The sequence below is a fragment of the Serratia microhaemolytica genome (assembly GCF_004011885.1).
In the GTDB taxonomy this organism is placed as follows: Bacteria; Pseudomonadota; Gammaproteobacteria; order Enterobacterales; family Enterobacteriaceae; genus Serratia_G; species Serratia_G microhaemolytica.
In genome coordinates this window covers 24,031-48,531 of the sequence record NZ_SBEF01000020.1, presented here as the reverse complement: position 1 = coordinate 48,531, position 24,501 = coordinate 24,031, and the positions used below count along the sequence as shown (strand labels likewise).

At 48.9% G+C, this 24,501-nt stretch carries 24 protein-coding genes; 11 read left to right on the top strand and 13 right to left on the bottom strand.

Annotation, left to right across the window (positions count from 1 at the left end; genetic code table 11):
- Positions 1–3 precede the first annotated feature (3 nt).
- Positions 4–3,102, top strand: a complete 3,099-nt coding sequence (locus EOJ37_RS08455) for a type I restriction endonuclease subunit R (protein WP_127959491.1) — start codon at positions 4–6, stop codon at positions 3,100–3,102.
- Between the two features lie 203 nt (positions 3,103–3,305).
- A complete protein-coding gene (locus tag EOJ37_RS08450; protein WP_127959490.1) occupies positions 3,306–4,313 on the top strand; it encodes a YecA family protein in 1,008 nt (335 codons plus the stop codon).
- A gap of 174 nt (positions 4,314–4,487) precedes the next feature.
- Here the strand turns inward: EOJ37_RS08450 and rlmM are convergent, their stop codons facing one another.
- The 3 genes from rlmM to EOJ37_RS08435 are packed head-to-tail and all read right to left on the bottom strand — an operon-like array spanning position 4,488 to position 6,989.
- On the bottom strand, positions 4,488–5,594 hold the full coding sequence (gene rlmM, locus EOJ37_RS08445; protein ID WP_127959489.1) for a 23S rRNA (cytidine(2498)-2'-O)-methyltransferase RlmM: 1,107 nt from the start codon (positions 5,592–5,594) through the stop codon (positions 4,488–4,490).
- On the bottom strand, positions 5,587–5,985 hold the full coding sequence (locus EOJ37_RS08440) for a DUF423 domain-containing protein (protein ID WP_206194037.1): 399 nt from the start codon (positions 5,983–5,985) through the stop codon (positions 5,587–5,589). Before EOJ37_RS08440 ends, rlmM begins: the two co-directional genes overlap by 8 nt.
- A gap of 47 nt (positions 5,986–6,032) precedes the next feature.
- Positions 6,033–6,989 carry a transcriptional regulator GcvA gene (locus EOJ37_RS08435; protein WP_127959488.1) on the bottom strand — a complete coding sequence of 319 codons (957 nt, stop codon included), beginning with the start codon at positions 6,987–6,989 and terminating at the stop codon, positions 6,033–6,035.
- A 176-nt stretch (positions 6,990–7,165) separates the two neighbouring features.
- Between EOJ37_RS08435 and csdA the strand changes: the two genes are divergently transcribed.
- From csdA to rpmG, 5 genes are all read left to right on the top strand, one after another.
- The gene (csdA, locus tag EOJ37_RS08430; RefSeq protein WP_127959487.1) at positions 7,166–8,371 is read left to right on the top strand and encodes a cysteine desulfurase CsdA; all 1,206 of its coding nucleotides are present in this window, start codon (positions 7,166–7,168) and stop codon (positions 8,369–8,371) included.
- A gap of 1 nt (position 8,372) precedes the next feature.
- Positions 8,373–8,822, top strand: a complete 450-nt coding sequence (csdE, locus tag EOJ37_RS08425; protein ID WP_127959486.1) for a cysteine desulfurase sulfur acceptor subunit CsdE — start codon at positions 8,373–8,375, stop codon at positions 8,820–8,822.
- A gap of 228 nt (positions 8,823–9,050) precedes the next feature.
- Positions 9,051–9,734 carry a RadC family protein gene (radC, locus tag EOJ37_RS08420; protein WP_127959485.1) on the top strand — a complete coding sequence of 228 codons (684 nt, stop codon included), beginning with the start codon at positions 9,051–9,053 and terminating at the stop codon, positions 9,732–9,734.
- A gap of 243 nt (positions 9,735–9,977) precedes the next feature.
- A complete protein-coding gene (rpmB, locus tag EOJ37_RS08410) occupies positions 9,978–10,214 on the top strand; it encodes a 50S ribosomal protein L28 (protein WP_127959484.1) in 237 nt (78 codons plus the stop codon).
- Positions 10,215–10,225: 11 nt separating this feature from the next.
- On the top strand, positions 10,226–10,393 hold the full coding sequence (gene rpmG, locus EOJ37_RS08405) for a 50S ribosomal protein L33 (protein ID WP_127959483.1): 168 nt from the start codon (positions 10,226–10,228) through the stop codon (positions 10,391–10,393).
- 108 nt (positions 10,394–10,501) lie between these two features.
- Here the strand turns inward: rpmG and mltC are convergent, their stop codons facing one another.
- The 3 genes from mltC to mutY all read right to left on the bottom strand — a co-directional run bounded on the left by mltC (position 10,502) and on the right by mutY (position 13,346).
- On the bottom strand, positions 10,502–11,593 hold the full coding sequence (mltC, locus tag EOJ37_RS08400; RefSeq protein WP_127959482.1) for a membrane-bound lytic murein transglycosylase MltC: 1,092 nt from the start codon (positions 11,591–11,593) through the stop codon (positions 10,502–10,504).
- A gap of 275 nt (positions 11,594–11,868) precedes the next feature.
- The gene (locus EOJ37_RS08395) at positions 11,869–12,141 is read right to left on the bottom strand and encodes an oxidative damage protection protein (protein WP_127959481.1); all 273 of its coding nucleotides are present in this window, start codon (positions 12,139–12,141) and stop codon (positions 11,869–11,871) included.
- A 152-nt stretch (positions 12,142–12,293) separates the two neighbouring features.
- A complete protein-coding gene (gene mutY, locus EOJ37_RS08390) occupies positions 12,294–13,346 on the bottom strand; it encodes an A/G-specific adenine glycosylase (protein WP_127959480.1) in 1,053 nt (350 codons plus the stop codon).
- Between the two features lie 159 nt (positions 13,347–13,505).
- Here mutY and trmB point away from each other — a divergent pair, with 159 nt between their 5' ends.
- The 3 genes from trmB to elbB all read left to right on the top strand — a co-directional run bounded on the left by trmB (position 13,506) and on the right by elbB (position 15,515).
- Positions 13,506–14,225, top strand: coding sequence for a tRNA (guanosine(46)-N7)-methyltransferase TrmB (trmB, locus tag EOJ37_RS08385; protein WP_127959479.1), 720 nt, complete (start codon positions 13,506–13,508; stop codon positions 14,223–14,225).
- Entirely contained in the window at positions 14,225–14,551 is a 327-nt protein-coding gene (locus EOJ37_RS08380; protein ID WP_127959478.1) for a YggL family protein, read from the top strand. Before trmB ends, EOJ37_RS08380 begins: the two co-directional genes overlap by 1 nt.
- Before the next feature lie 304 nt (positions 14,552–14,855).
- A complete protein-coding gene (gene elbB, locus EOJ37_RS08375) occupies positions 14,856–15,515 on the top strand; it encodes an isoprenoid biosynthesis glyoxalase ElbB (RefSeq protein ID WP_127959477.1) in 660 nt (219 codons plus the stop codon).
- Between the two features lie 79 nt (positions 15,516–15,594).
- Here elbB and mutT read toward each other — a convergent pair whose 3' ends face one another.
- The 3 genes from mutT to secM all read right to left on the bottom strand — a co-directional run bounded on the left by mutT (position 15,595) and on the right by secM (position 19,482).
- The gene (mutT, locus tag EOJ37_RS08370) at positions 15,595–15,987 is read right to left on the bottom strand and encodes an 8-oxo-dGTP diphosphatase MutT (protein ID WP_127959476.1); all 393 of its coding nucleotides are present in this window, start codon (positions 15,985–15,987) and stop codon (positions 15,595–15,597) included.
- 173 nt (positions 15,988–16,160) lie between these two features.
- On the bottom strand, positions 16,161–18,872 hold the full coding sequence (secA, locus tag EOJ37_RS08365; protein WP_127959475.1) for a preprotein translocase subunit SecA: 2,712 nt from the start codon (positions 18,870–18,872) through the stop codon (positions 16,161–16,163).
- An 85-nt stretch (positions 18,873–18,957) separates the two neighbouring features.
- Positions 18,958–19,482 (bottom strand): secA translation cis-regulator SecM, encoded by a 525-nt coding sequence (secM, locus tag EOJ37_RS08360; protein WP_127959506.1) that lies wholly within the window; start codon positions 19,480–19,482, stop codon positions 18,958–18,960.
- Between the two features lie 26 nt (positions 19,483–19,508).
- Here secM and EOJ37_RS08355 point away from each other — a divergent pair, with 26 nt between their 5' ends.
- On the top strand, positions 19,509–20,060 hold the full coding sequence (locus EOJ37_RS08355; protein ID WP_127959505.1) for a DUF721 domain-containing protein: 552 nt from the start codon (positions 19,509–19,511) through the stop codon (positions 20,058–20,060).
- Here the strand turns inward: EOJ37_RS08355 and lpxC are convergent.
- From lpxC to ftsQ, 4 genes are all read right to left on the bottom strand, one after another.
- Positions 20,049–20,966, bottom strand: coding sequence for a UDP-3-O-acyl-N-acetylglucosamine deacetylase (gene lpxC / locus EOJ37_RS08350; protein ID WP_127959474.1), 918 nt, complete (start codon positions 20,964–20,966; stop codon positions 20,049–20,051). The genes EOJ37_RS08355 and lpxC overlap by 12 nt on opposite strands.
- A 101-nt stretch (positions 20,967–21,067) precedes the next feature.
- The gene (gene ftsZ, locus EOJ37_RS08345; protein ID WP_127959473.1) at positions 21,068–22,219 is read right to left on the bottom strand and encodes a cell division protein FtsZ; all 1,152 of its coding nucleotides are present in this window, start codon (positions 22,217–22,219) and stop codon (positions 21,068–21,070) included.
- Positions 22,220–22,290: 71 nt separating this feature from the next.
- The gene (gene ftsA / locus EOJ37_RS08340; RefSeq protein ID WP_127959472.1) at positions 22,291–23,547 is read right to left on the bottom strand and encodes a cell division protein FtsA; all 1,257 of its coding nucleotides are present in this window, start codon (positions 23,545–23,547) and stop codon (positions 22,291–22,293) included.
- Between the two features lie 168 nt (positions 23,548–23,715).
- Complete coding sequence (gene ftsQ / locus EOJ37_RS08335) at positions 23,716–24,501, bottom strand: cell division protein FtsQ (RefSeq protein WP_127959471.1); 786 nt, start codon at positions 24,499–24,501, stop codon at positions 23,716–23,718.

The window sequence follows — 24,501 nt, the reverse complement described above, 5'->3', positions numbered from 1 at the left end:
TCTGTGACTGACTACAACACTATCGCAGAATCCAACCACTTTATCGTGTTGGACAAGTACCAGAAAACCTGGATGGCGGCGGAAAGCTACCAAAGCGAAAACGACTTGGAGCGCGAGTTGATCCAAGATTTAGTCAATCAAGGCTATGAATTCCTAGCTGCCCTGAATAACCCCTCAGCCATGCTGGACAATGTACGTGTACAGTTGCAATCGCTCAATAACGTGCAGTTTCTTGATGGTGAATGGCAGCGTTTTGTCGAAACCTACCTCGATAAACCCAGCGACACCATCGTTGATAAGACCCGCAAAATTCATGATGACTATATCCATGATTTTGTCTTTGATGATGGCCGCATTAAAAATATCTACCTGCTGGATAAGAAAAATATTGCCCGCAATAAAGTGCAGGTGATCAAGCAGTTTGAACAGACTGGCAGCTATGCCAATCGCTATGATGTGACCATTTTGGTCAATGGTTTGCCGTTGGTGCAAATCGAGCTTAAGAAACGCGGTGTGGCGATCCGTGAAGCGTTTAATCAGGTTCACCGCTACAGCAAGGAGAGCTTTAATAGCGAACACTCTCTGTATAAGTATTTACAACTGTTTGTCATCTCCAACGGCACCGATAGCCGCTACTTTGCCAACACCACCACGCGCAACAAAAACAGCTTTGACTTCACCATGAACTGGGCGAAGGCAGATAACAGCCTGATCAAAGATCTGAAAGATTTTACCGCTACCTTTTTTCAGAAACACACCTTACTCAATGTATTACTGCATTACTCGGTATTTGATGTTAGCAATACGCTATTAGTGATGCGCCCTTACCAGATTGCCGCCACTGAACGTATTTTGTGGAAGATTAACGGCGCGTATCAGGCGAAAAACTGGAGCAGTACCGAAAGTGGTGGCTATATCTGGCATACCACCGGTTCCGGTAAAACGCTCACCAGCTTTAAAGCAGCGCGTTTAGCCACCGAGCTGGCGTTTATCGACAAGGTGTTCTTCGTGGTGGATCGCAAGGATCTGGATCACCAAACCATGAAGGAGTACCAGCGCTTTTCACCGGATAGCGTCAATGGCTCTGACAGTACCGCAGGCCTCAAGCGCAATCTGGATAAAGATGACAACAAGATCATCGTCACCACCATCCAGAAGCTGAATAACCTGATGAAAAGCGAAGGCGATTTGTCCATCTACAGCAAACAGGTGGTTTTCATTTTTGATGAGTGCCACCGCAGCCAGTTTGGTGAAGCGCAGAAGAACCTGAAAAAGAAATTTAAACGCTTCTACCAGTTTGGTTTTACCGGCACGCCGATCTTCCCAGAAAACGCGCTGGGCGCAGAGACCACCGCCAGCGTGTTTGGCCGGGAACTGCACGCGTATGTGATCACGGATGCTATCCGTGACGAGAAGGTGCTCAAGTTTAAAGTCGACTACAACGATGTTCGCCCGAAGTTTAAAGCCATCGAAAGCGAACAGGATGAGAAAAAACTCAGTGCCGCTGAAAACCAACAAGCGTTGTTGCACCCGGAACGCATCGGCGAAATTAGCCACTACATTCTCAACAATTTCCGCCAAAAGACCCATCGCCTACAGGCAAACGCCAACGGCTTTAATGCCATGTTTGCCGTGAGCAGTGTCGATGCTGCCAAGCTCTACTATCAGTCGTTCAAGCAGTTGCAAAAGCACAACAATAACCCACTGAAAGTGGCTACCATCTTCTCGTTTAGCGCCAATGAAGAGCAAGATGCCGTGGGCGATATTCAAGATGAAAGCCTGGATATTTCCGCGATGAATAGCAGCGCTAAAGAGTTTTTAACTGCCGTCATCGCGGACTATAACGCGCTGTTCAAAACCAATTGCAGCCTGGACAATAAGGGGTTCCAGAATTACTACCGTGACGTAGCCAACAGGGTTAAAACCAAGCAGATCGATCTGCTGATTGTAGTCGGCATGTTCCTGACCGGCTTTGATGCTCCAACGCTGAATACGCTGTTCGTCGATAAAAATTTGCGTTATCACGGCCTGATGCAAGCTTATTCACGCACTAATCGTATTTACGATGCCACCAAGACTTTCGGCAATATCGTCACCTTCCGTGACTTGGAACAAGCGACCGTTGATGCTATCACCTTGTTTGGTGATAAAAATACCAAGAACGTGGTGCTGGAAAAGAGCTATCAGGAATACATGGCAGGCTTTACTGATCTAGTGACGGGGCAGGCGCGACGCGGCTTTATGGATGTGGTCAGCGAGCTGGAGCAGCGCTTTCCTGATCCGAGCACAATTGAAAAAGAAGCCGACAAAAAAGCCTTTGTTAAACTGTTTGGCGAATACTTGCGTGTTGAAAACGTACTACAAAACTACGACGAGTTTGCCAGCCTGAAAGCGCTGCAAAACCTGGATGTCAACGACCCTGAGGCGGTTGCGGTGTTTAAAGCCGAACACTATCTGGATGATGCCAAGCTGGCTGAGTTACAGACTATACGCCTACCGGCCGAGCGCAAGATCCAGGATTACCGCTCAACCTACAATGACATTCGCGATTGGCTGCGTCGGCAAAAATCAGCAGAGCAAGAAGATAAATCTGCCATCGACTGGGATGATGTGGTGTTCGAGGTGGACCTGCTGAAATCGCAAGAGATTAACCTCGATTACATTCTGGGGCTGATCTTTGAGCACCACAAAAAAACCAGAAGTAAAGCCGATTTGGTTGATGAAGTGCGGCGACTGATCCGTGCCAGCTTGGGTAACCGTGCTAAGGAGAGCTTGCTGGTTGATTTTATTCAGCAAACCGATCTGGATCAGATTGGCGATAAGGCTAGCGTGATCGAAGCCTTTTTTGCTTTTGCCCAGCGTGAACAACAGCGTGAGGCGGATGAGCTGATCAGTGCTGAAAGTTTGCATGATGAGGCCGCCCGGCGCTATATCGCCGCTTCGCTCAAGCGTGAATTTGCCAGCGAAAACGGCACGGAGCTTAATGCTATCCTGCCCAAAATGAGCCCATTAAACCCCCAGTATCTAACTAAAAAGCAAAGTGTTTTCCAGAAGATTGCTGCGTTCGTCGAAAAATTCAAGGGGGTTGGCGGTAAGCTGTAGAGCCATATCGATCAGGGGGAATGTGATAAGAAGAAGTTGACAGTGTTCCAGTGGTTTATTTTACCTGCTTAGATCGATATGCTCGCTGATGACTCTTTTTCACTCAGTGTGGATCAGCTTGTGTGATTGAATCATTCAACACCGAAAAGCGAGCATTACCTACTGATAAATTTAGCCCAGCAAACTAGCGAGAGTGAGTAAAAATGGAACCAGGACGTAATGATCTTTGCCCTTGTGGTAGCAATAAGAAGTACAAGCATTGCTGTCTTAGCAACACAGCCGGTATGAGTGTTGGGCTGTTGGATGAGATTAAAAAAATTGTTGCTATGAACCCCAGCTTGACGGTTGATGAGCTTAATGTGCTGATGGAAAATCGAGTAGAACAGTACAACAATCGCCCTAATGCTGATTTTTGTGGTTTATCATCCACGCAAATGATCAACTGGTTATATGAACCGTTTGATGAAAAAGTTGGGCTGACCATTAATACTCCAGATGATCTCTCGGCTAGCCCGGTGATGCGCTATTTGGCCTTGATAGTTGATGAAGCGATGGCTAATGGCGGCAGTTTCAAGGCGACCAGTAAAGGTAATTTACCCACCAAATTGGTCAAACAGGCTGGCAATCTGTTACCTGAATTTGCAGTCTCTAAATGTGAACAAGGTTTTAGTACGGGTGAATTTTCTGGTAACAATGAAGAGAGATTCAATGCCCTGCACTATACCCGTGTGCTGGCAGAGATCGCAGGGATTATTTATCGTCGTAGCGGTCGTTACCATGTAAAGAAAGCGGCACAGAAGCAGTATCGAACAGAGGGTCTTCGGGCTTTTTTCAAACCGATGTTGCAGGCGGCGGTCACTCGATATAACTGGGGTTACCTGGATTATGTTGAGGGAGATATCGACTTAAGACCATTTTGGCTATTTATGTTGTGGCGCTTACAACATAATGCCGATCTTGATCAGTTAATTGCTCAGATGGTAACAGCATTTCCAGAACTGTTGCATCACCAGATAATGGATTGGAAGATAGATGATGTTATTTCCTCAAAAGAGATGTTGGGGCTGTTAATTGAATGGCGTTTCATTGACCGCTTTTTACAGTTTTGGGGCTTTGTCACTTTTGATTGTCATTGGTTTTTAAGGCAAAAAGGACCTCGCCAAGTAAATATTCAACCTTTATTGACTCAAACTTTCCAGTTCAATATTTAGTATTAAAGGGTTGGCATGAGCGAATATTACTCCCATTGATTTGGATGTATTCGGTGGTTATGACGATGTATAGCCAGGAACAGCACTCGCAATCTTCAGTTAAATCGGTGACAAGCGCTAGTTAAGACCGACTAAATACTATTCCCGTAGGGTGTTGCCAGCACCCACTGAATATCAGTTTTCCCGTTCATCGCGGCGGCCGGGGATGGCCGACCAGATGCGGCGCACATGTACCGTGATCTCTTCACGATCGTGATAGAGCTGTTTGGCATTCACCTCAGCATTGATCTCTGCTTGTGCCAAAGCGTCGCGTATCGCTTGCAGATTACTGGCAACCTCTTCGTAGCGCTTTTTCATCGGTAACTTAAGGTTGAAAATCGCTTCACGGCACCAGCCGTTAACCAGCCAGCGGATCATTAATTGCGTTACCTTGGCTGGTTTTTCTACCATGTCGCAGACTAGCCAGTAAATTTTGCTGCTGGTGGGGACAAATTTAAAACCATCAGCACGGTGGTGGGTGACTTGGCCACTATCGAGCAGGCTTTGTGCCATCGCACCGTTATCAACCGCCTGTACCATCATGCTGCGTCTCACTAACTGGTAGGTCCAACCGCCAGGGCTTGCGCCCAAGTCTACTGCGTACATGCCACTGCTGAGGCGCTCTTCCCACTCATCGGCCGGAATGAACAGATGAAATGCCTCTTCCAACTTCAGTGTTGAGCGGCTTGGGGCATCGGCCGGTAATTTCAGACGCGGAATGCCCATATAGAATGGTGAGCTGTTGTTGCAATAGGAGTAGCCAACGTAGCAGCAACCAGGGGCGATAAAGAATACATGTACTCCACAGCGGGTTGGTTTGTTGTGGCTGGCGATCACTCTCTGTTCACGTAGCGCGGCACGCAACGGAACCGTCAATTTGCGGCAGAACTTCAATAGCTCTTTGCTTTCGTTGGTATCAGCGACTTCAACCTGTAACTCCCCTGCATTCTCAACCACACCAATCAACATGCCAACAATCGGCGATACACGATCATCGGGGGGCAGATCACGCAGTAACTCACCAACGACAATCAGTTGACGGGCGAAAATCAGTTCACGAAAAGGGAGCTGTTGCGCTAAGCGATCAGCATCATCAGCTTGATAGCACTCAAACAGCACATAACCGCTATCTGGTTTTAGCTTGGCAAAACCAAACACCGACAATTGGGCTGCGCGATCGGTGATCTCTGCTGCGCACTCTTTTTCAAAACCGGGGCGGCAATACAACACCACTCTATTCATGGCATTCAGCCTTATTACTTTTCCAACGCAACACACCCACCACCATCAATGCCCAACCAAGAAGAAAGCTGACCCCACCAACTGGGGTAACGTAGACCCAAATCTTCAACTGAGAGAGGGCAAAGCAGTATAAACTACCACTAAACAATACGGTACCCAGTGCCAGTAGCGCTGCACTCCAGTAAAACCAAAGATTGCAACGACGGCGTACTTCAACAGCCAGTGCCAGTAAAGCAAGAGTATGAAAGGCTTGATATTCCAGCCCGGTACGGATCCAGGCCATCTCATTTGTGCCCAATATCCTGTTTAAAAAGTGAGCTGAAAACGCACCTAGCGCGACCAAAATAAAACCGCTTATTGCGGCAAACAGCATCATAGAACGGCAATTCATTATTATTCACCTTAAACTGACCTGTCACAGCATCACAACAACCATCCTCATTGGTTTGTAGCAACCACATCTTTGGTAACAAAACTATCGTTAGTAGCAAAACTGAACGGCTGTTGTTCACCGGCTGCACGTGCCAGAATCCATTGACGAAAAGCAGCTATTTTACCCAGCTCAGCCTGATTGTCATGATATACCAGATAGAATGCATTTTTGCTTACCAGTACCTCATTGAATGGACAGACTAAACGACCAATTTCAAGTTCCGTTTGCGCCATAACGTTATTAACCAGAGCAACCCCCTGGCCGTGGATTGCTGCTTGAATGACCATCGCACTGTGACTAAAAATCGGTCCCTGATGCACATTGATGTGCGTTAAGCCTAATTGATGAGTATAGGCTAACCAGTCGCGTCGTGAAGTATCGTGCAACAAAGTATGATAAGCCAGATCGTTTGGCACTTTTAATGCATATTTTCCGGTGAGCAGTAGTGTTGGTGAGCAGACTGGCAACAGATACTCAGCATATAACTTCTCAATACACAGGCCACGCCAGTCACCTCGACCATAAAAAATGGCAATGTCAACATCCTCCGCCAGTTTATCCTCTTCACGGTCAACAGCTTGTATACGAACATCAATTTCTGGGTGTGCAGCATTAAAACTGCTTAAGCGAGGAACCAGCCACTGGATTGCGAAGCCACTTGGCAGGCTGACGGTTAATGTCCCTTTGGCGCTACGTGCCTGTAATTTATCGGTCGCTGCATGGATAGCTGAAAAAATTTCTTTAATATCGAGGTAATAGCTTTGCCCCTCTTCGGTTAATAGCAGTGCTCGGTTGCGACGGCGAAATAATTTAAAACCAAGAAACTCCTCCAGCGATTTGATCTGGTGGCTGATCGCTGCTTGGGTGACAAACAGCTCTTCGGCGGCTTTGGTAAAACTTAAATAACGCCCAGCGGCATCGAAGGCACGTAGTGCATTCAACGGTGGTAAGCGTCTCGACATCAATACACTCCTCAATGAGTACCGAAATGATGGTTTTTTTAGCTATTGATTTGTTTTTTATTTTTCAGTGTTGAAATGATCAAAGCCGATTAGCCGGTGATTGCTATTCGGGTAACTTGTGTTGGTAACGAAAATAAGCCAAGATCCTGCCTCAATATCCTCTGTGACGATAGCTTATGGCACCCTTTCACCCAACAACTTTTCGCCGACAGTTTCCGGCATTGCAACAGACAGGTATTTACCTCGATAGCGCCGCAACGGCACTCAAACCGCAGGCAGTCATTGACGCCACACAGCAGTTCTACGCTAAAGAGAGCGGTAGTGTACATCGTAGCCAGCACAGCTCGGCTCGTGATGTGACCGCGCGTTTTGAACTGGCACGTCAACATGCAGCCACGTTGGTTAATGCGGCCAGTGCTCAGGAGATGGTTTGGGTACGCGGTACTACCGAAGCGATCAATCTGGTGGCTCAGAGTTATGCTCGGCCACGTCTGCAACCGGGCGACCAGATTTTGGTGAGTGAAGCGGAACACCATGCCAACTTGATCCCGTGGCTGATGGTAGCACAACAGACCGGTGCTCAGGTGGTGAAACTTCCGATCGGTGATGATTATCTGCCTGATTTGACATGTTTGGCTAATTTATTGAATAAAAGCACAAAAATTCTCGCTCTTAGTCAAATGTCGAATGTGACTGGCGGGCAGCCCAATCTGGCGCTTGCGATCCAGCTTGCTCACGCTGCCGATGTGCGGGTAGTGGTGGATGGTGCTCAGGGGATTGTGCACTGTCCGGTCGATGTGCAGCAGCTAGATATCGACTTTTACGCTTTTTCAGCTCACAAACTGTATGGCCCGAGTGGTATCGGCGCGCTATATGGCAAAAGTGAGCTATTGAAAGACATGGCTCCCTGGCAAGGGGGCGGTAAAATGCTCACTCATGCTTCATTTAGTGGCTTTACCCCGCAGAAAGCGCCCCACTGTTTTGAGGCGGGTACACCGAATATTGCTGGAGTGCTGGGGCTGGGTGCTGTACTGGAGTGGCTGGCAGGGCAAGATTGGCGCGCGGCTGAGCAACACAGCTCTGCGCTGGCAGACTACGCCGAGCAGCAGCTACAGCAATTGCCTGGCTGGCGCAGTTTCCGTTGTTCTAATGCGAGTCTGCTGGCATTCAACATCGCCGGACTACATCCGGGCGATATTGCCACGCTGTTGGCTGAGCAGAACGTTGCGGTACGTGCGGGTCAACATTGCGCTCAGCCACTGATGGCCGCGTTGGGAATTGAGGGTTGTGTGCGTGCTTCATTTGCGCCTTACAATAGTGCCGAGGAGGTGGAAGCTTTTGTACAGGCGATGATTAAAGTAGTTGAATTATTGGCTGATTAATATGAATTGTGATCAACATCTTGTTGCTGCTCACCCATTTGGTACTCTCATCACTGCTGAAACGCTGCTTGAGCAGTTTAATTGCCTATCTCAGTGGGAGGCGCGTTATCGTCAACTGATCCTGCTGGCGAAGCAATTGCCACCATTGGCTGAGAATTTACGTCAACCTGCGCTTGAGTTGAGTGGTTGTGAAAGTCGTGTCTGGTTTGGTTATCAACTGTTGGCTGATGGGAGGTTGCACTTCTACGCCGATAGCGATAGCCGAATTGTGCGCGGTCTGTTGGCGGTGCTATTGACCGCGATAGAGGGTAAAAGCGCACAACAGCTATTACCTATTGATCCATTAGCATTATTTGACCAGTTGGCGCTGCGTGGCCCACTTAGCACGACGCGAGCCGGTGGTTTGGCGGCACTGGCGCAACGCGTTCAGGAGATTGCCGCACAGCAGTGACTGCGTTGATTATTCGGCGCTACCTTGCTGCGGTCGACTCCTCACTGCTGTTGTCAGCTTACGATACGATTACACTGAAGTTTGGATAGTGCTTCACACTCTGCTAACTCGGTGATCGCAGTTAAAAAACCGTTTATGTCATTATGCAGCGCTTACTATTTGCCGCTAAACAGCGCGTTGAACGGCTGGCTGGCGATAGTCAATATTCACTCTGTGCGGAGCATGTGCATGACTAAACGGAATCGATCAACATGGCCAAGCGGTCTGGCACCAAGAGAAAAGTTGATGCGCGATGGTGCTGCGGCACTCTCTGACAGCGAATTGCTGGCTATTTTTTTGCGTACAGGATTGCCTGGTGTTCATGTTTCACAGCGTGCCGAGCAACTGCTTAGCCATTTTGGTTCGCTGTATCATCTGATTTCCGCAGACTATAACCAGTTTTCGCGTCACAAAGGCGGCGGTGTGGCGACTTATAGCCAACTCCAGGCGATCTCGGAGCTGGCTTTCCGCTTGTTCTCTGGCCCACAGCTATTCGAGAATGCACTGCTTAACCCAAAAATAACTCAGCACTATGTACACAGTCTGCTCACTCATCATGAGCGTGAAGTTTTTCTGGTGCTGTTTTTAGATAATCAACATCGGGTGATCTCTCATCAAGAGATGTTTTCAGGCACCATTAATAGCGTAGTTGTACATCCGAGAGAAATTGTACGTGAAGCATTAAAGCTCAATGCTGCCGCGATCATTCTGGCGCACAACCACCCTTCCGGTAAGTCGCAACCTAGCCGGGCTGATCGGTTGCTAACAGAACAAATCGTTAGTGCCTGCCAGTTACTGGAGATTAAAGTATTGGATCATCTGGTTATCGGACGTGGTGAATATGCTTCTTTTGCTGAGCTTGGCTGGCTTTAATGCATTTTTTCGCGATCCTTGCGGGATCTTTAGCGGTTGGTGACTTGAGTACTTACGCCTCAAAGCGTATACTACGCCACCTTTGAGAATCTTGGGTATGGCACGAAGAGTCTATCTCAGCAGGTATCTGGCCTGATGGTGAAAGTCTCCTCAGTATGAAGTTTGCTGAGATGGGCTCTAAAAGCCTGACGAGGCGGCTGTACCCCTTTGAGCTCGAGCTGATTTGATTTTTGGAGAATAGACATGTCACGAGTCTGCCAAGTTACTGGCAAGCGCCCGGTGAGTGGTCACAACCGCTCCCACGCAATGAACGCGACCAAACGCCGTTTTCTGCCTAACCTGCACTCACACCGTTTTTGGGTTGAGGCTGAGAAGCGCTTTGTCACTCTGCGTGTATCTGCTAAAGGTATGCGTATTATCGATAAAAAGGGTATCGATTCGGTGTTAGCCGATTTGCGTGCCCGTGGTGAGAAGTATTAAGGAACTGAATCATGGCTAAAGGTGTTCGCGAGAAGATCAAGCTGGTTTCTTCTGCTGGTACTGGTCACTTCTATACCACCACGAAGAACAAGCGTACTAAACCGGAAAAATTGGAACTGAAGAAATTCGATCCTGTTGTCCGCCAGCACGTGATGTACAAAGAAGCTAAAATTAAGTAATTTTAGTCGATTAAAAAAACCCAGCCTTTGCTGGGTTTTTTTTTGCCTTTTGCTTGTGGTGCTGATGGTTGCTGTACTACTGGTTGTTAGCTTGCTTCAAATCTGGCGTTAAAAGCCACGGTGATAGTTTTTTTGCGCGTTGTTGACCTTCATCAGGTAGCGTCGTGACTCATTCGATGGGTGCTGTGTAGTCAGCGTCTGATAGACATCGCCTGGCGACATACTGTTGATAATAGCGACAGCTCGGTTTTTATCGTTATCGAACACACGCAGCACGCTGCCAGCACCACCATTATAGGCAGTGATCATCGCATAGCGACGCGAAGTGGCATTATTAATACCAGCCAGGTAGTTATTTTGCAGAATGGCTAAATAAGCAGTACCGGTATCGATATTTTTTTCCGGATCGAAAAGATAGTTTCTACTTGGTGTTCCCCACTTACCTTTTTGCAGGAACACGTCTTTACCTGCGGTATGCTGCACCACTTGCATTAAGCCCAACGCATTCGATCCACTAACTGCATAAGGGTTAAAACTCGATTCTATCTGCATGATAGCCAAAATCAATGATGGCTCAATCCCATATTTTTCAGAAGCTTGGTTAACTAGTGGGAGATACTTATGCGCACGCTGATCCAGATGGTTAGCGACCAGAGGAATAGTGACAGAGTAGATAACATGCAGATCAGATTTACGCTGTTGTAGGCGATGTGCCAGTAAGTAGTCAGCAAATTGCGCTGCTCGCCACTCCCAGCGGATTGGCTGGCTCTGGTGATCTAACACCTGACCAAACAGGAAAGGCTCTTTGCTAACCTGCAGATCATCGGCATCGGAGTAGAGATCAACCGCGCTCGGATCATCGCCCATCAACAATAGATTGATCACTGCACGACGCAGGTGGGCAATATGATCATCGGCAAACGTTTCGATGGTGATCATGCCGGTATCAAAATTGATGTGGCTGCGAGTTTGATAGTGATCGCTATATTTTACGTAGTCTTTTGCGCCAGCAATGAGAACCTCTTTCAGCCCCCAGATATTCTCGATGTTGTGGGCGAACTGCCCCATTAGAATATCAAACCCATTGGTATCTTTGGCATAACTATGTGTTGGCGTCACTTTAGCCGTGGAGCTGCTGTTGTTACCACTACATGCGACCAATACACAGACAACAACCGGTAGTGCTAAAAATTTCTTCATGTTCAAGCCGTATGTCAAAAGAGTGATCAATATCTATGCCCTGTTGCAAATTTTGCCTAACCCCACTCTGCTTGGCGGCACAAAAATAGCCACAACCTGAACCTGCTGCTGACCACCCTTAAAACCTATCCGATAACAGCCAGTTCAGTTGCCATTTTACTCTTCGGCACGTGTTGAACTTGTTCCGGTACGCTGAGTTTTTATGCGCGGTTGGTGTCTGACAACCGGCTACCTCAATGCTGTTTACTGGAATAGGTTGTTAACTACCGCAAAAGCTACTGACTTGGGGGGGTATAACCTTCGATATGGACTTCTTGTCCTTCAAACAGAAATCTGATCATCTCCTGTTCTAACAGTTTGCGATCATCGACATTCATCATATTGAGTTTTTTCTCGTTGATCAGCATGGTTTGCTTGCTCATCCAAGCAGACCATGCCTCTTTTGATATTTCATTATAAATGCGTTTACCAATTTCACCGGGATAAAGCTGAAATTCCTGTCCATCAGCTTCGCGTTGCAAGAATGTGCAAAAAATGGTTCTGCTCATATTGATTCCTCAGTTATTGTGCTCAATCTTATCAGCGGACTGTCAGCCAGGCTCACTGTCATTAGGGGTAATTCAGGTTATTTGTCTCAGCCACGGCTAGCACCCATCTGATTAGGCAATTGATGGGCAGAACACTGTGCGCTGCGGTTGTGTCAATTGTGTGGGTGCATCAACTGATACAACAGGCGTTCAACCGGCGCTGCCAGCCCAACCTTCGGTGGCTGGGTTAAGTTATACCAGAGACCCGCGCCTTCATCCATTGCGCTACCCGTTTGCTCACATTTAAGCCACATCGGCACAATATCGAGGTGAAAATGGCTAAAGGTATGACGAAATGCCGTCAGTTGCTCGGGCGTCTGTGCTGTCAAGTCACGCGCTAGCAGCCACTGTTCCAGCTCTTGCAAGGTAGTGAACTGTGGGAAACAGAATAACCCCCCCCACAAACCGACCGCAGGTCGCTGCTCTAACCACACCGAGTCTCCCTGTTGCAGCATCAATAGATAAGCACTTTTCTCTGGTAGTGACTGCTTGGGTTTCTTGCCGGGGTAGCGTGCCCAATCCTGGCTGCGATAGGCAACACAGCCTGTGTTCAGTGGGCAGAGTTCACATTTTGGTTTGCTGCGCGTGCAGACCATCGCGCCAAGATCCATCATTGCCTGATTGAAGTGACCGACTCCCTCTGCGGGAGTGAGTTGATCGCTAAGTTGCCACAGGCGATTCTCCACCTCTTTTTTACCTGGCCAGCCATCGATGGCATAGCAGCGAGCCAGCACCCGTTTAACATTGCCGTCCAAAATTGGGTAGCGTTGTCCCAAAGCCAGTGAAAGGATCGCTCCGGCGGTTGAGCGCCCGATACCCGGCAATGCTGCAATCTGATCAAAGGTGAGTGGGAACTCACCGCCATGCTGTGCCACAATGATCTGTGCCGCACGGTGCAGATTTCTGGCACGAGCGTAGTAGCCCAAGCCAGTCCACAGATGAAGCACTTCATCCAGTGGTGCCGCCGCCAGTGCGCTGACGTGTGGAAACTGTGTGATGAATCGCTGAAAATAGGGAATGACAGTGGCAACCTGTGTCTGTTGCAACATCACTTCAGAAAGCCATACTTGATAAGGCGTTTTTTGCTGTTGCCACGGCAGCGTCTTACGGCCGTAACGTTGATACCAATCGAGCACGGCATGTGAGAACTGTTGCGCTTGTAACATAGGTGGATTTTATCCTGCTGATATTTTAACTGGGGTATTGTTGCCCGATGATGTAGCCACTGACAACTTTTTAGTAACTTGCGTGATGAATGCTTGCCAAAATAGGACATCCTTGCATAATGCGCGTTTCCCTAATTGCCGCCACAGACAGAAAGCACCATGATAAACGATGTTATCTCTCCAGAATTTGATGAAAATGGCCGCGCAATGCGCCGTGTTCGCAGTTTTGTCCGCCGTCAGGGGCGCTTGACCAAAGGTCAGCAGCAAGCGGTGGATAATTATTGGCCACTACTTGGGGTTGAATACCAGCCTGATCCGGTTGATGTTGCCGCGCTGTTTGGCCGAGACGCGCCAACGGTGCTGGAGATTGGTTTTGGCATGGGAGCCTCATTGGTTACGATGGCGGCGAACAATCGGCAGCAGAACTTTCTCGGTATTGAAGTACACTTGCCAGGGGTTGGTGCCTGTTTAGCCAGCGCTCATGAAGCAGAGCTGGATAACTTGCGTGTGATGTGCCACGACGCAGTGGAAGTGCTGCAAAATATGCTGCCAGATAGCTCGTTGGATATGGTGCAACTGTTCTTCCCCGATCCGTGGCATAAAGCACGGCACAACAAACGGCGCATTGTACAGCCAACGTTTGTTGAGCTGGTGCGGCAGAAGTTGAAGCCGGGCGCTATTTTCCATATGGCAACCGATTGGCAGCCATATGCAGAACATATGTTATCGGTCATGAATAACGCCAATGGATATGTTAATTTGTCTGGCAGCAACGATTACGTGCCACGACCGGACTCACGTCCACTGACAAAATTTGAATTACGCGGCCAGCGCCTGGGACATGGCGTTTGGGATCTCATGTTTAAGAGGGTGGAATAATGGCTAAGAATCGCAGTCGTCGTTTACGTAAAAAATTACACGTTGATGAGTTTCAGGAGTTGGGTTTTGCTGTTAGCTGGAGCTTTGCACCAGGTACCAGTGTGGAACAGATTGATAGCACTGTTGATGCATTGATCGTCGAGGTGATCGAGCCAAATGGGCTGGCATTTGAAGGCAGTGGCTATCTACAGTGGGAAGGTTTGGTCTGCCAGCAGAAGATTGCACATTGCACCGATGAACAGCGTGAGCTGGTACGGAGCTGGTTAGCAGCACGCAATCTGAGCGACATTAAAGTGACTGAGCTGTTTGATATCTGGTGGGATTAATTCAGCCACCGACACAAGCTCTGGTGTTTATCGTGTCTTGTTAACACTGTCCGCTTACCATCATGTTTCTAACTGGTAAGCGGCGGTGCCCCTAGTTTGCGGCAGGGTAATGAGTGGTTGAGCACTATCCATTCACCGTGCTATCGATCTGCTGTAATGGTAAATAGCGGTGGGTTAATACGCTATCCGATCGGCTATTTTAGTTATCATTTTATCCTTGAGCGGTGCCCGAAATGTTCATTTATTGGTACAGGCTCTGAACTGTCGTCCCGTGCATAGTGATCAACATGAAAAGGAAATATTTATGAAAAAGATAGCGGTTATTTTATCTGGTTGTGGATCTCTTGATGGAGCTGAGATCCGGGAGTCGGTATTAGCGCTGTTGGCGTTGGAGCAAGCAGGTGCCAGCTATAAAATATTTGCTTTAAATCAAGATCAGTATCACGTGATGAATCATTTGACTGGGCAAGAGTCAATCGGCGAAAAAAGAAATATCCTGCAAGAGGCGGCCAGAATTGCGCGCGGTGCGATAGAGGATATTGCCAATCTGAATTGCGACCAATTTGATGGTGTGGTGATCCCCGGTGGCTATGGTGTGGCAAAAAATCTGTGCAGTTTCGCTTTTGCGGGTAGCCAGGCAGCGGTAAATGAGCAGGTGCTGGCAAAAATCCGTCAATTTAAGCAGCAGCGCAAGCCGATTGGCGCGATCTGTATTGCACCCGCATTGGTTGCACTGGCGGTCGGTAGCGATAAACCGACCTTAACCATCGGCACTGATAGTGATGTTGCTAAACAGATAGAAAACACCGGTGCGATACATCAGCCCTGTGTTTCAGCCGAGTGTGTGGTTGATAGCGAGCACAAGATTGTTAGCTCACCGGCGTATATGCATGGTGATGCTACGCTATTGGAACTCTACTCAGGTATCACAAAACTGGTAAAAAAAGTGGTCGAGTTAGCGTAACTCAACCTGATTGGTTAGCTTGGTTAGTCACCGCCTGTGCCACCGGCACGATCTTGGTTGTCATGCTGTGGCATTACACTCAGGTTGCTGTTTGCAGTAACTCAATCACGGCTTGGTTAGCGGCAGGAAATTGGTATTGGCTCAACTGGTGTCGGTGTACCCAGCACATCTGTTGTCCTTCACGGTTGTAGGCGTTGCCGCTCCAAGCGTTAACCAGATAGAAGTTCAGGGTGACAGTGCGATCATCAAACTGATGTTCAGTGACGTTCAGTCGCGTTGGTTGCTGCGGTGTAATGCCAACCTCTTCCTGTAGTTCACGGCTTAATGCCTGCTCCACGCTTTCACCCGGTTCTACTTTGCCGCCTGGGAACTCCCAAAAACCAGCCAAGTGTGTTCCTGCTGCCCTGCGGGTGATCAAAATTTGCTGTTGTGCGTTACAGATGATACCCACTGCGATGGTTAACTGTTTCATTGCCTGTTCCGATTAGCATTGCATCCGTCACTTATCCAGCGATATGCATGTTTTATCAATAAATAACAGCAGTAACATGTTGCTGTTGGTGGGTTCGGCTTAAAAAAAGAGGCTCAATCAGTTGAGCCTCTTGCCATTTGATAGCTTAACGCCGTAGCAGGTGGTGCGTTAAGCTACTGTTGTAGCCGACCATGACACTGCTTATATTTTTTGCCAGATCCGCATGGGCAAGCATCGTTACGACCGATTTTATGTTGCACCGCAATCGGTGAGGGGCTGTCGCCCGTGGCCAGAGCATTCTGTTCTTGGTGACTGAGGCGTTGGAGATGTGCCAGGCGCTCCGCCTCTTCGCGGCGCTGCTGTTCCAAGGCTTCAACCTCTTCCGGCAGGCGCACTTGTACTTTGCTCAGAACACTGATCACTTCATATTTTAGTGATTCCAGCATGTTGGCAAACATACTAAACGATTCACGCTTGTACTCCTGCTTTGGATCTTTCTGCGCATAGCCACGCAGGTGGATGCCTTGGCGTAGGTAATCCATCGCAGCCAGGTGCTCTTTCCACAGTGAGTCGAGTGTTTGCAGCATCACACCCTTTTCAAAGTTGCGCATTGTCTCTGCACCGACAATCTGCTCTTTGCGCTGATACTCTTCAATTGCCGTGTTTAGGATGCGTTCACGCAGTGTCTCTTCATGCAGTTCTGGCTCTTTGTCCAGCCAGTCGGTAATTGGCATGGCGAGATCAAAATCATTTTTCAACCGCTCTTCCAGGCCAGCAACATCCCACATCTCCTCCAGCGATTGCGGTGGAATATAGCTGTCGATGGTGGCTTTAAACACATCTTCACGAATGCTGTTGACGGTTTCGCTGATGTCGGAGACATCGAGCAGATCGTTACGCTGGCTGTAGATGGCGCGGCGCTGGTCGTTAGCGACATCGTCATATTCAAGTAGCTGTTTACGAATATCGAAGTTGCGGTTTTCCACTTTGCGTTGCGCATTAGCGATCGCTTTGGTTACCCAAGGATGTTCAATCGCTTCTCCTTCTTTCATGCCAAATTTGCGCATCATGTTTGCGACCCGATCCGAGGCAAAGATACGCATTAGCGCATCTTCCATCGAGAGGTAGAAGCGTGATGAGCCAGGGTCACCCTGACGGCCGGAACGACCACGCAACTGGTTATCAATTCTTCGTGACTCATGGCGTTCAGTGCCGATGATGTGTAAGCCACCGACGGCGAGAACCGCTTCATGACGAACTTGCCATTGTGCCCTGATTTCTTCAATTTGTTCGTTAGTTGGGTTCTCCAACAGGGAGATTTCGTTTTGCCAACTGCCACCGAGCACGATGTCGGTACCACGTCCTGCCATGTTGGTGGCGATGGTAACGGCGCCGCTTTGCCCTGCTTGGGCAACAATTTCTGCCTCTTTGGCGTGGAATTTGGCATTCAGTACCTGGTGTTTGATACCGGCTTTGGTCAGTTCACGTGAAACCAGTTCCGATTTTTCGATCGAGATGGTACCGACCAATACCGGCTGACCTTTGGCGACACATTCACGAATATCTTCAATGATCGCGCCAATTTTTTCCTGTTCGGTCATGTAGACCAGATCCGGCATATCTTTACGGATCATCGGTTTGTTAGTTGGAATAACAATGGTGTTCAATTTGTAGATTGAACTGAATTCAAACGCTTCTGTATCTGCTGTACCGGTCATGCCAGCCAGTTTTTCATACAGGCGGAAGTAGTTTTGGAAGGTGATTGAAGCCAGCGTTTGGTTCTCGTTCTGGATCTCAACTCCCTCTTTTGCCTCTACCGCTTGATGCAGCCCATCTGACCAGCGACGCCCCTGCATGGTACGGCCAGTATGTTCATCAACGATGATCACTTCGCCCTCTTTGACGATGTAGTCAACGTCACGGGTGAACAGCGCGTGGGCGCGCAAGGAGGCGGTAACATGGTGCATCAGGATGATGTTGGTCGGTGAATAGAGCGATTCACCTTCATTCATGATGTCGGAGTCGACCAGCATCTGCTCAATTTTAATCAGCCCACGCTCGGTTAAATGTACTTGGCGCGCTTTCTCATCAACGGAAAAGTCACCTTCGCCTTGGAAGGTGTCTGAATCCTCTTTTTCCTGGCGAACCAGTTTCGGGATCAGTTTGTTCACTTTGATGTAAAGTTCAGAGCTGTCCTCGACCGGGCCGGAGATAATCAGCGGGGTGCGTGCTTCATCGATCAGGATCGAGTCCACTTCATCTACCAGCGCATAGTAAAGTTTACGCTGTACACGATCTTGTGGGCTGAATGCCATATTGTCGCGCAGGTAGTCGAAACCGTATTCGTTGTTAGTGCCATAGGTGATGTCTGCGGCATAAGCTTCACGTTTGGCGGCCGGCGGCATACCTGGCAGGTTGATGCCCACCGTCAAACCAAGAAATTCAAACAGTGGGCGGTTGTTCTCCGCATCACGCTGCGCCAGGTAGTCGTTGACGGTAACAATATGCACACCTCGCCCGGTTAAGGCATTTAAGTAGGCAGGCAGGGTTGCGGTTAATGTTTTACCTTCACCAGTACGCATCTCGGCAATGCAGCGTTCGTTCAACACCATGCCGCCAATCAACTGTACATCGAAGTGGCGCATACCAAATACCCGCTTACTGGCTTCACGTACCACGGCGAAGGCTTCAGGCAACAGTGATTCCAGTTTGCCATCTTTTTCCAGCCGCAGGCGGAATTCATCGGTTTTCGCTTTTAACTGTTCATCAGAGAGCTGCTCCAGAGCAGGCTCCATGCGGTTGATTACATCAACCACCTTGCGCATACGGCGCAAGGTACGATCATTACTGCTACCGAAAACTTTAGTTAATAATTTAATTAGCATAATTTTTAATGTCTCTCACTGTGGCAGTGTTACTGCCGTCAACAACGTTATCGTTCTATTTTTTTATTTGGGTTGCCCGATGGCGTTACAGCGAGGAGGGGCCAGCGCGAATACCTTGCACTTGAGCAAGCCATAATCCAGTGTGGTGAGAGAGGCCAATCTCTGAGCGGAATAATGGCCGGGGGCTAACGGTAACCGCTAGTTTGGGATGGTGTGTCAGCAGTGCATTTAAGGTTGATATTAGCGCCAGTTGCGCCATCTGCAGCCGTTGCTCTGTGTTGCTGAGAGCGTTCTGCCCACCATTGGAGACCGCTTGCGGTGCTAATGAAAAAGAGAGATGGCGGATCACTGTGCGTAGTGCATGTTGCTGCCAGTAATCAATGTTATTGGTTGGGCGGCGATAACAGCCTTGCCACAGCGCGAGATGGTCAATGGCGTTATCAGTGACAGTGTGGCTGTTTAAACTGGATGAGGTGCTGGATAATGCGCTCTGATCGCTGCTGGCTAGACTCTGTGGAGCGCCAAGCGTGGCCGCGACCATTCCTAACAGGAGATGGGGCCAAAAATAACGTCTGCCAAATTGTCGCCAACGATTTAAAATACCGATCACAAGTCTGTTATCCACTGGAGTCCATGATGCGCGATAGTCGCCCACAACTGTTAGATGCGCTGTTTGCCGACACAGCAAGCCGAGAGAAGGAGTCACTGCATCATGTTCGGCAGCGCGCCATCACCCTGTTAAAACTGAATCAGACAGTAAAAAGTCTGCTGCCTGTTCAACTGCACCCCTGGTGCCGTGTCGCTAATTTTCGACAGGGGGTGTTAGTGCTTGAAACTGCCAATGCCAGTTGGATGACACGGTTACGCTATGAAAACGCCAGTTTACTTGCCGCACTAAGGCGGGAAATTCTACCATCATTGTCATCGATCGACATCAGGATTAATCCGGCGTTGATGGTAGCTGGTGCTCAACAGCTGAAAAGTCGTACTGGAACTGTTGAAAATGTATCAGCAAAAGCGCCATTACGCCATTTAAGCCAGGAAAGTGCGGAACAACTACGGGGATTGGCGGCACGCAGCCCAGAAAAGTTACGTAAGGCGCTGGAGCGGTTGGCAGCACTGGCAGAAAAAAATACCGGCGACACCAACCACAACAGAGAATTTACAGATGATCAGTTAGACCACTAATGCCGACATCGCTTTGAATGTTAATGGCATCTCTGCTTCATCTTCGAAGGTGGCGAATTCCCACGCTTCCTGTCTCGCTAATACCGCTTGCAGCAGTTTATTATTGAGCGCATGTCCTGACTTATAAGCGGTAAATGCGCCAATAATGTTGTGACCACACATGAACAGGTCACCGATAGCATCCAGCATTTTGTGACGAACAAACTCATCTTCAAAACGCAGGCCATCTTCATTCAGCACGCGGTAATCATCAACCACGATGGCACAATCAAAACTGCCACCTAGCGCCAAACCCCGCGATTGCAGATACTCGATGTCGCGCATGAAACCAAAAGTGCGCGCGCGGCTGATCTGACGCACAAATGCATCAGATGAAAAATCCAAGCAGTAGCGCTGCGTGCTGGCATCAATCGCTGGGTGGTTGAAGTCGATAGTAAAATCGAGGCGGAAACCATTGTACGGCGATAGTTCAGCCCACTTGTCACCCTCTTCAACACGCACCGTCTCTTTCAGACGCAGGAACTTTTTCGCCACGTTCAGCTCTTCGATACCGGCATCCAGCAACAGGAAGACGAACGGGCTGGCACTGCCATCCATAATCGGGATTTCAGCCGCATCAACTTCGATAACAATGTTATCGATACCTAAACCAGCCAGTGCTGCATTCAGGTGTTCCACAGTAGAAATACGCACGTCTGATTCATTGACTAGACAGGTACAGAGCATGGTGTCACGCACCGATTTTGGATCTGCATAGAAGTCAACCGGTGGATTCAGATCAGTACGACGATAGATAACACCGGTATTCGCCGCAGCAGGGCGCATTGTCAGCGTGACTTTCTTGCCGGTATGCAAACCGACGCCTGTCGCCTGTACAATCTGTTTTAATGTCCGTTGTTTAATCATTATCTTATCTCGCAATGTTATCAGTCCTTCCGGTCAAGCAGACAGCAAGACCGGCGGCGATCCTAGCATAAACCCACAAGATTTCAAACCAGATAGTTATATTAATCTGCCTGTTTGCGTAAAAATGCCGGTATATCCAAATAATCTGGCTCTTTGCTGGTTTGTGATCCTTGATCATTAACCACTTTTGCCGCCGGTTTCACTTCCGCTTGCAACGGGGGTACACCAGATTGTGCATAGCGTGCTTCCGGTGTTGTGCCGCTACCTTTGTTAGTTACCAAGGTAATATCTGGTCGCTTATCCATACCGATACCGGTTGCTACTACCGTAACACGCAGCTCATCGTTCATATCTGGATCGAGCGAAGTACCAATCACCACCGTAGCGTTATCAGAAGCAAAAGCACGGATGGTGTTACCTACGGTTTCAAACTCATCAAGTCGCAGATCAAAACCAGCGGTGATGTTAACCAGTACACCACGCGCACCAGAGAGATCGATATCCTCCAGCAGCGGGCTGGAAATCGCCATTTCTGCGGCTTCTTCAGCCCGATCTTCACCTGAAGCGATACCAGAACCCATCATGGCATAGCCCATTTCAGACATCACAGTACGCACATCGGCAAAGTCAACGTTCATCAGGCCAGGGCGGGTGATCAACTCAGCGATCCCTTGTACCGCACCTTTCAGCACATCGTTAGCGGCACCAAAGGCATCCAGCAGCGAGATACCACGTCCCAACACCTTGAGTAACTTATCGTTGGGAATGGTGATCAGTGAGTCAACATGTTTTGATAACTCAGCGATCCCCTGTTCAGCGAATGCCATGCGCTTTTTGCCTTCAAAATTGAACGGCTTGGTGACTACCGCCACGGTCAAAATGCCTAATTCTTTGGCGACTTCAGCCACCACCGGTGCGGCACCGGTGCCGGTGCCGCCGCCCATACCTGCGGCGATGAACACCATATCGGCCCCTTCCAGTGCGTTGCGCAATGTCTCACGATCTTCTTCTGCCGCATTGCGCCCCACTTCCGGGTTTGCTCCCGCACCGAGACCTTTGGTGATACTGCTACCAATCTGTATGGTCTGGCCAACAGCTGTTTTTCTTAGCGCCTGAGCATCGGTGTTGACAGCAAAAAAGTCGACGCCTTCAATACGCTCACGCACCATGTGTTCCACGGCGTTACCACCTCCACCGCCTACGCCGATGACTTTGATCACCGCGTCGTTGGTTAGTTCCATTGGTTCAAACATAGTTTCTCTCCGTTTTGTGCCTGTCGCTGCAAGACAGTAAAATTACTTACGCCTGATCTTTTACTTAAGTATTAAAATTCTTTTTTCAGCCAGCTATTGAGTCTTTTGAACCAATGGCCTACTGAAGTACGTTTTTCTATCTCAGCCTCACCATTGAGATGAGACTCTTTCCCATAGTGCAACAGCCCAACTGCCGTTGAATAATAAGGCTCTTGCGCGTAATCCGTCAGACCGGTGATGTTCAAAGGTTCCCCAATGCGAACCTGGGTATGAAACACCCGTTGCGCACAGGCGGCTAAACCATCAATCTGTGCCGCCCCTCCGGTGAGTACAATGCCTGCAGCCAGATGATGCTTTACACCTTGCGCACGCAATTGTTCCTGTAACTGTACAATTTCGTCATTAACCAAATTGAGCAATTCGGTATAGCGAGGCTCAATCACCTCTGCCAGAGTTTGCCGCTGTAGGTTACGCGGAGGCCTGCCCCCTACACTCGGCACCTCGACATTCTCATCCTTGCCGACCAGTGAACCCAGTGCGCAGCCATAGCGCACTTTGATCGCTTCTGCATCGGTAGGCGGCGTACCAAAAGCATAGGCGATATCGCTGGTTACCACATTACCGGCATAAGGGATCACTTTGGTGTGCCGCAACGCGCCACCGGTGTAGATCGCCATATCCATCGTGCCGCCACCAATATCGACCACACAAACTCCTAATTCTCTCTCATCTTCGGTTAAAACAGCATAACTAGCGGCTAAACCAGAAAAAATTAGTTGGTCTACCTTTAAACCACAGCGTTCTACTGCTTTAACAATGTTTTTTGCCATATCGTTGTGGCAGGTAATCAGGTGTACTTTGGCCTGCATCCGCACACCGGATAACCCAACCGGGTTTTTAATCCCTTCCTGATAGTCGATCGCATACTCTTGCGGGATCACATGCAAAATGCGGTGTTCCTCTCGCACTCGCACCGACTTAGCGGTATGAACCACATTTTCAACATCTTCCTGTGTTACTTCATCTTCTGAGATCGGCACCATACCAATTTCGTTCTGGCAACTGATATGTTTACCCGATAGCGCCAGATAAACTGAGGAGATCTGGCAATCTGCCATCAACTCTGCCTGATCAACCGCCCGTTGCACACACTTCACCACCGACTCAAGATCGTTCACACCGCCTTTGTCCATGCCGCGTGATGGGCAACTGCCTACCCCAATAATATTGACCATGCCATCAGGCAAAATTTCCCCTACCAATGCGGAGACTTTCGCAGTACCGATCTCCAATCCAACTACCAGTTTTCTATCCGCTGTTTTTATCATTGTTGTTTTGCCTGCACCTGATTCATTACTGACGACAGCCTTATTTACGCAAAACGGCAGTGGCTGTGTTCACATTTCCTTGTTTTTTAAATGCTTCCCGAAGTCGCATTCACTAAGCCGAATGCAGCGGGAGCCTCACGATGCCAATCGCAACATGCCAACTAAAATTTACGGTGGAACGCCAGTTTTCCAGCCAACGGCTACGCCGGTGTCGTAACGTAAATCGATGTAGTCTATCTGCTGGTTTTTCTCTTTGGCACTTTGTTGCATCAGCGGATAAACCGCAATAAACCGCTGCAATTTTGGCAAGTAATCATCGCGTCCTAACTCGAGCCGCACCCCGTCACTCAGTGTGAGCTGCCATGAGTGGCGAGCGGTCATGGCGAGCTTGTTAAGCTGCAATTTGTTGCTGCCAAGCAACTGGTTCATTGCATAGTACCCGGCCAACACATCTTGACCGCTACCCGCAGGGCCAGAGAGTGATGGCAATCGCAAGTGGGCTAACCGCTCTGCCGGTACGCTGAATGACTTGCCATCGGCATCCAGTAAATACTCATCATTCCAGTATGCAGCGGGTGAATACTCCACCAGATGGACTCTCAGTTCATCTGGCCACTGTTTACGTATGCTGGCCTGCTTAATCCAGGGCATCTGCTTGATCTGCTGCTGGATAATGTCAACATCCTGCGTCATGAATCTCCCCGGATCACCCAGCGCCAGAATGGCACGACGCACATCATCATCATGGGTGTAGTGACGCTCACCGGTCAGGATCAGTTTCGAGACAGGTACGCGCTGCTCATCCTGCATCCAGTTGAATACCACCCAGCCAATCCACACTATTGTTGCCAACACCACCAACAGAAACAGTAACCCTGCCTGTTGTGTGCGGTTAACGCGCTGCGACTCTTGGCCTGCTTCGCGCTCGCGCACATTTAATGCCGCTTGTGACAT

Bases quoted from the DNA above. Each gene is read 5' to 3' on its own strand.
- EOJ37_RS08450 (WP_127959490.1), top strand. From the start codon at position 3,306: ATGGAACCAGGACGTAATGATCTTTGCCCTTGTGGTAGCAATAAGAAG.
- rlmM (WP_127959489.1), bottom strand. From the start codon at position 5,594: ATGAATAGAGTGGTGTTGTATTGCCGCCCCGGTTTTGAAAAAGAGTGC.
- EOJ37_RS08440 (WP_206194037.1), bottom strand. From the start codon at position 5,985: ATGAATTGCCGTTCTATGATGCTGTTTGCCGCAATAAGCGGTTTTATT.
- EOJ37_RS08435 (WP_127959488.1), bottom strand. From the start codon at position 6,989: ATGTCGAGACGCTTACCACCGTTGAATGCACTACGTGCCTTCGATGCC.
- csdA (WP_127959487.1), top strand. From the start codon at position 7,166: ATGGCACCCTTTCACCCAACAACTTTTCGCCGACAGTTTCCGGCATTG.
- csdE (WP_127959486.1), top strand. From the start codon at position 8,373: ATGAATTGTGATCAACATCTTGTTGCTGCTCACCCATTTGGTACTCTC.
- radC (WP_127959485.1), top strand. From the start codon at position 9,051: ATGACTAAACGGAATCGATCAACATGGCCAAGCGGTCTGGCACCAAGA.
- rpmB (WP_127959484.1), top strand. From the start codon at position 9,978: ATGTCACGAGTCTGCCAAGTTACTGGCAAGCGCCCGGTGAGTGGTCAC.
- rpmG (WP_127959483.1), top strand. From the start codon at position 10,226: ATGGCTAAAGGTGTTCGCGAGAAGATCAAGCTGGTTTCTTCTGCTGGT.
- mltC (WP_127959482.1), bottom strand. From the start codon at position 11,593: ATGAAGAAATTTTTAGCACTACCGGTTGTTGTCTGTGTATTGGTCGCA.
- EOJ37_RS08395 (WP_127959481.1), bottom strand. From the start codon at position 12,141: ATGAGCAGAACCATTTTTTGCACATTCTTGCAACGCGAAGCTGATGGA.
- mutY (WP_127959480.1), bottom strand. From the start codon at position 13,346: ATGTTACAAGCGCAACAGTTCTCACATGCCGTGCTCGATTGGTATCAA.
- trmB (WP_127959479.1), top strand. From the start codon at position 13,506: ATGATAAACGATGTTATCTCTCCAGAATTTGATGAAAATGGCCGCGCA.
- EOJ37_RS08380 (WP_127959478.1), top strand. From the start codon at position 14,225: ATGGCTAAGAATCGCAGTCGTCGTTTACGTAAAAAATTACACGTTGAT.
- elbB (WP_127959477.1), top strand. From the start codon at position 14,856: ATGAAAAAGATAGCGGTTATTTTATCTGGTTGTGGATCTCTTGATGGA.
- mutT (WP_127959476.1), bottom strand. From the start codon at position 15,987: ATGAAACAGTTAACCATCGCAGTGGGTATCATCTGTAACGCACAACAG.
- secA (WP_127959475.1), bottom strand. From the start codon at position 18,872: ATGCTAATTAAATTATTAACTAAAGTTTTCGGTAGCAGTAATGATCGT.
- EOJ37_RS08355 (WP_127959505.1), top strand. From the start codon at position 19,509: ATGCGCGATAGTCGCCCACAACTGTTAGATGCGCTGTTTGCCGACACA.
- lpxC (WP_127959474.1), bottom strand. From the start codon at position 20,966: ATGATTAAACAACGGACATTAAAACAGATTGTACAGGCGACAGGCGTC.
- ftsZ (WP_127959473.1), bottom strand. From the start codon at position 22,219: ATGTTTGAACCAATGGAACTAACCAACGACGCGGTGATCAAAGTCATC.
- ftsA (WP_127959472.1), bottom strand. From the start codon at position 23,547: ATGATAAAAACAGCGGATAGAAAACTGGTAGTTGGATTGGAGATCGGT.
- ftsQ (WP_127959471.1), bottom strand. From the start codon at position 24,501: ATGTCACAAGCGGCATTAAATGTGCGCGAGCGCGAAGCAGGCCAAGAG.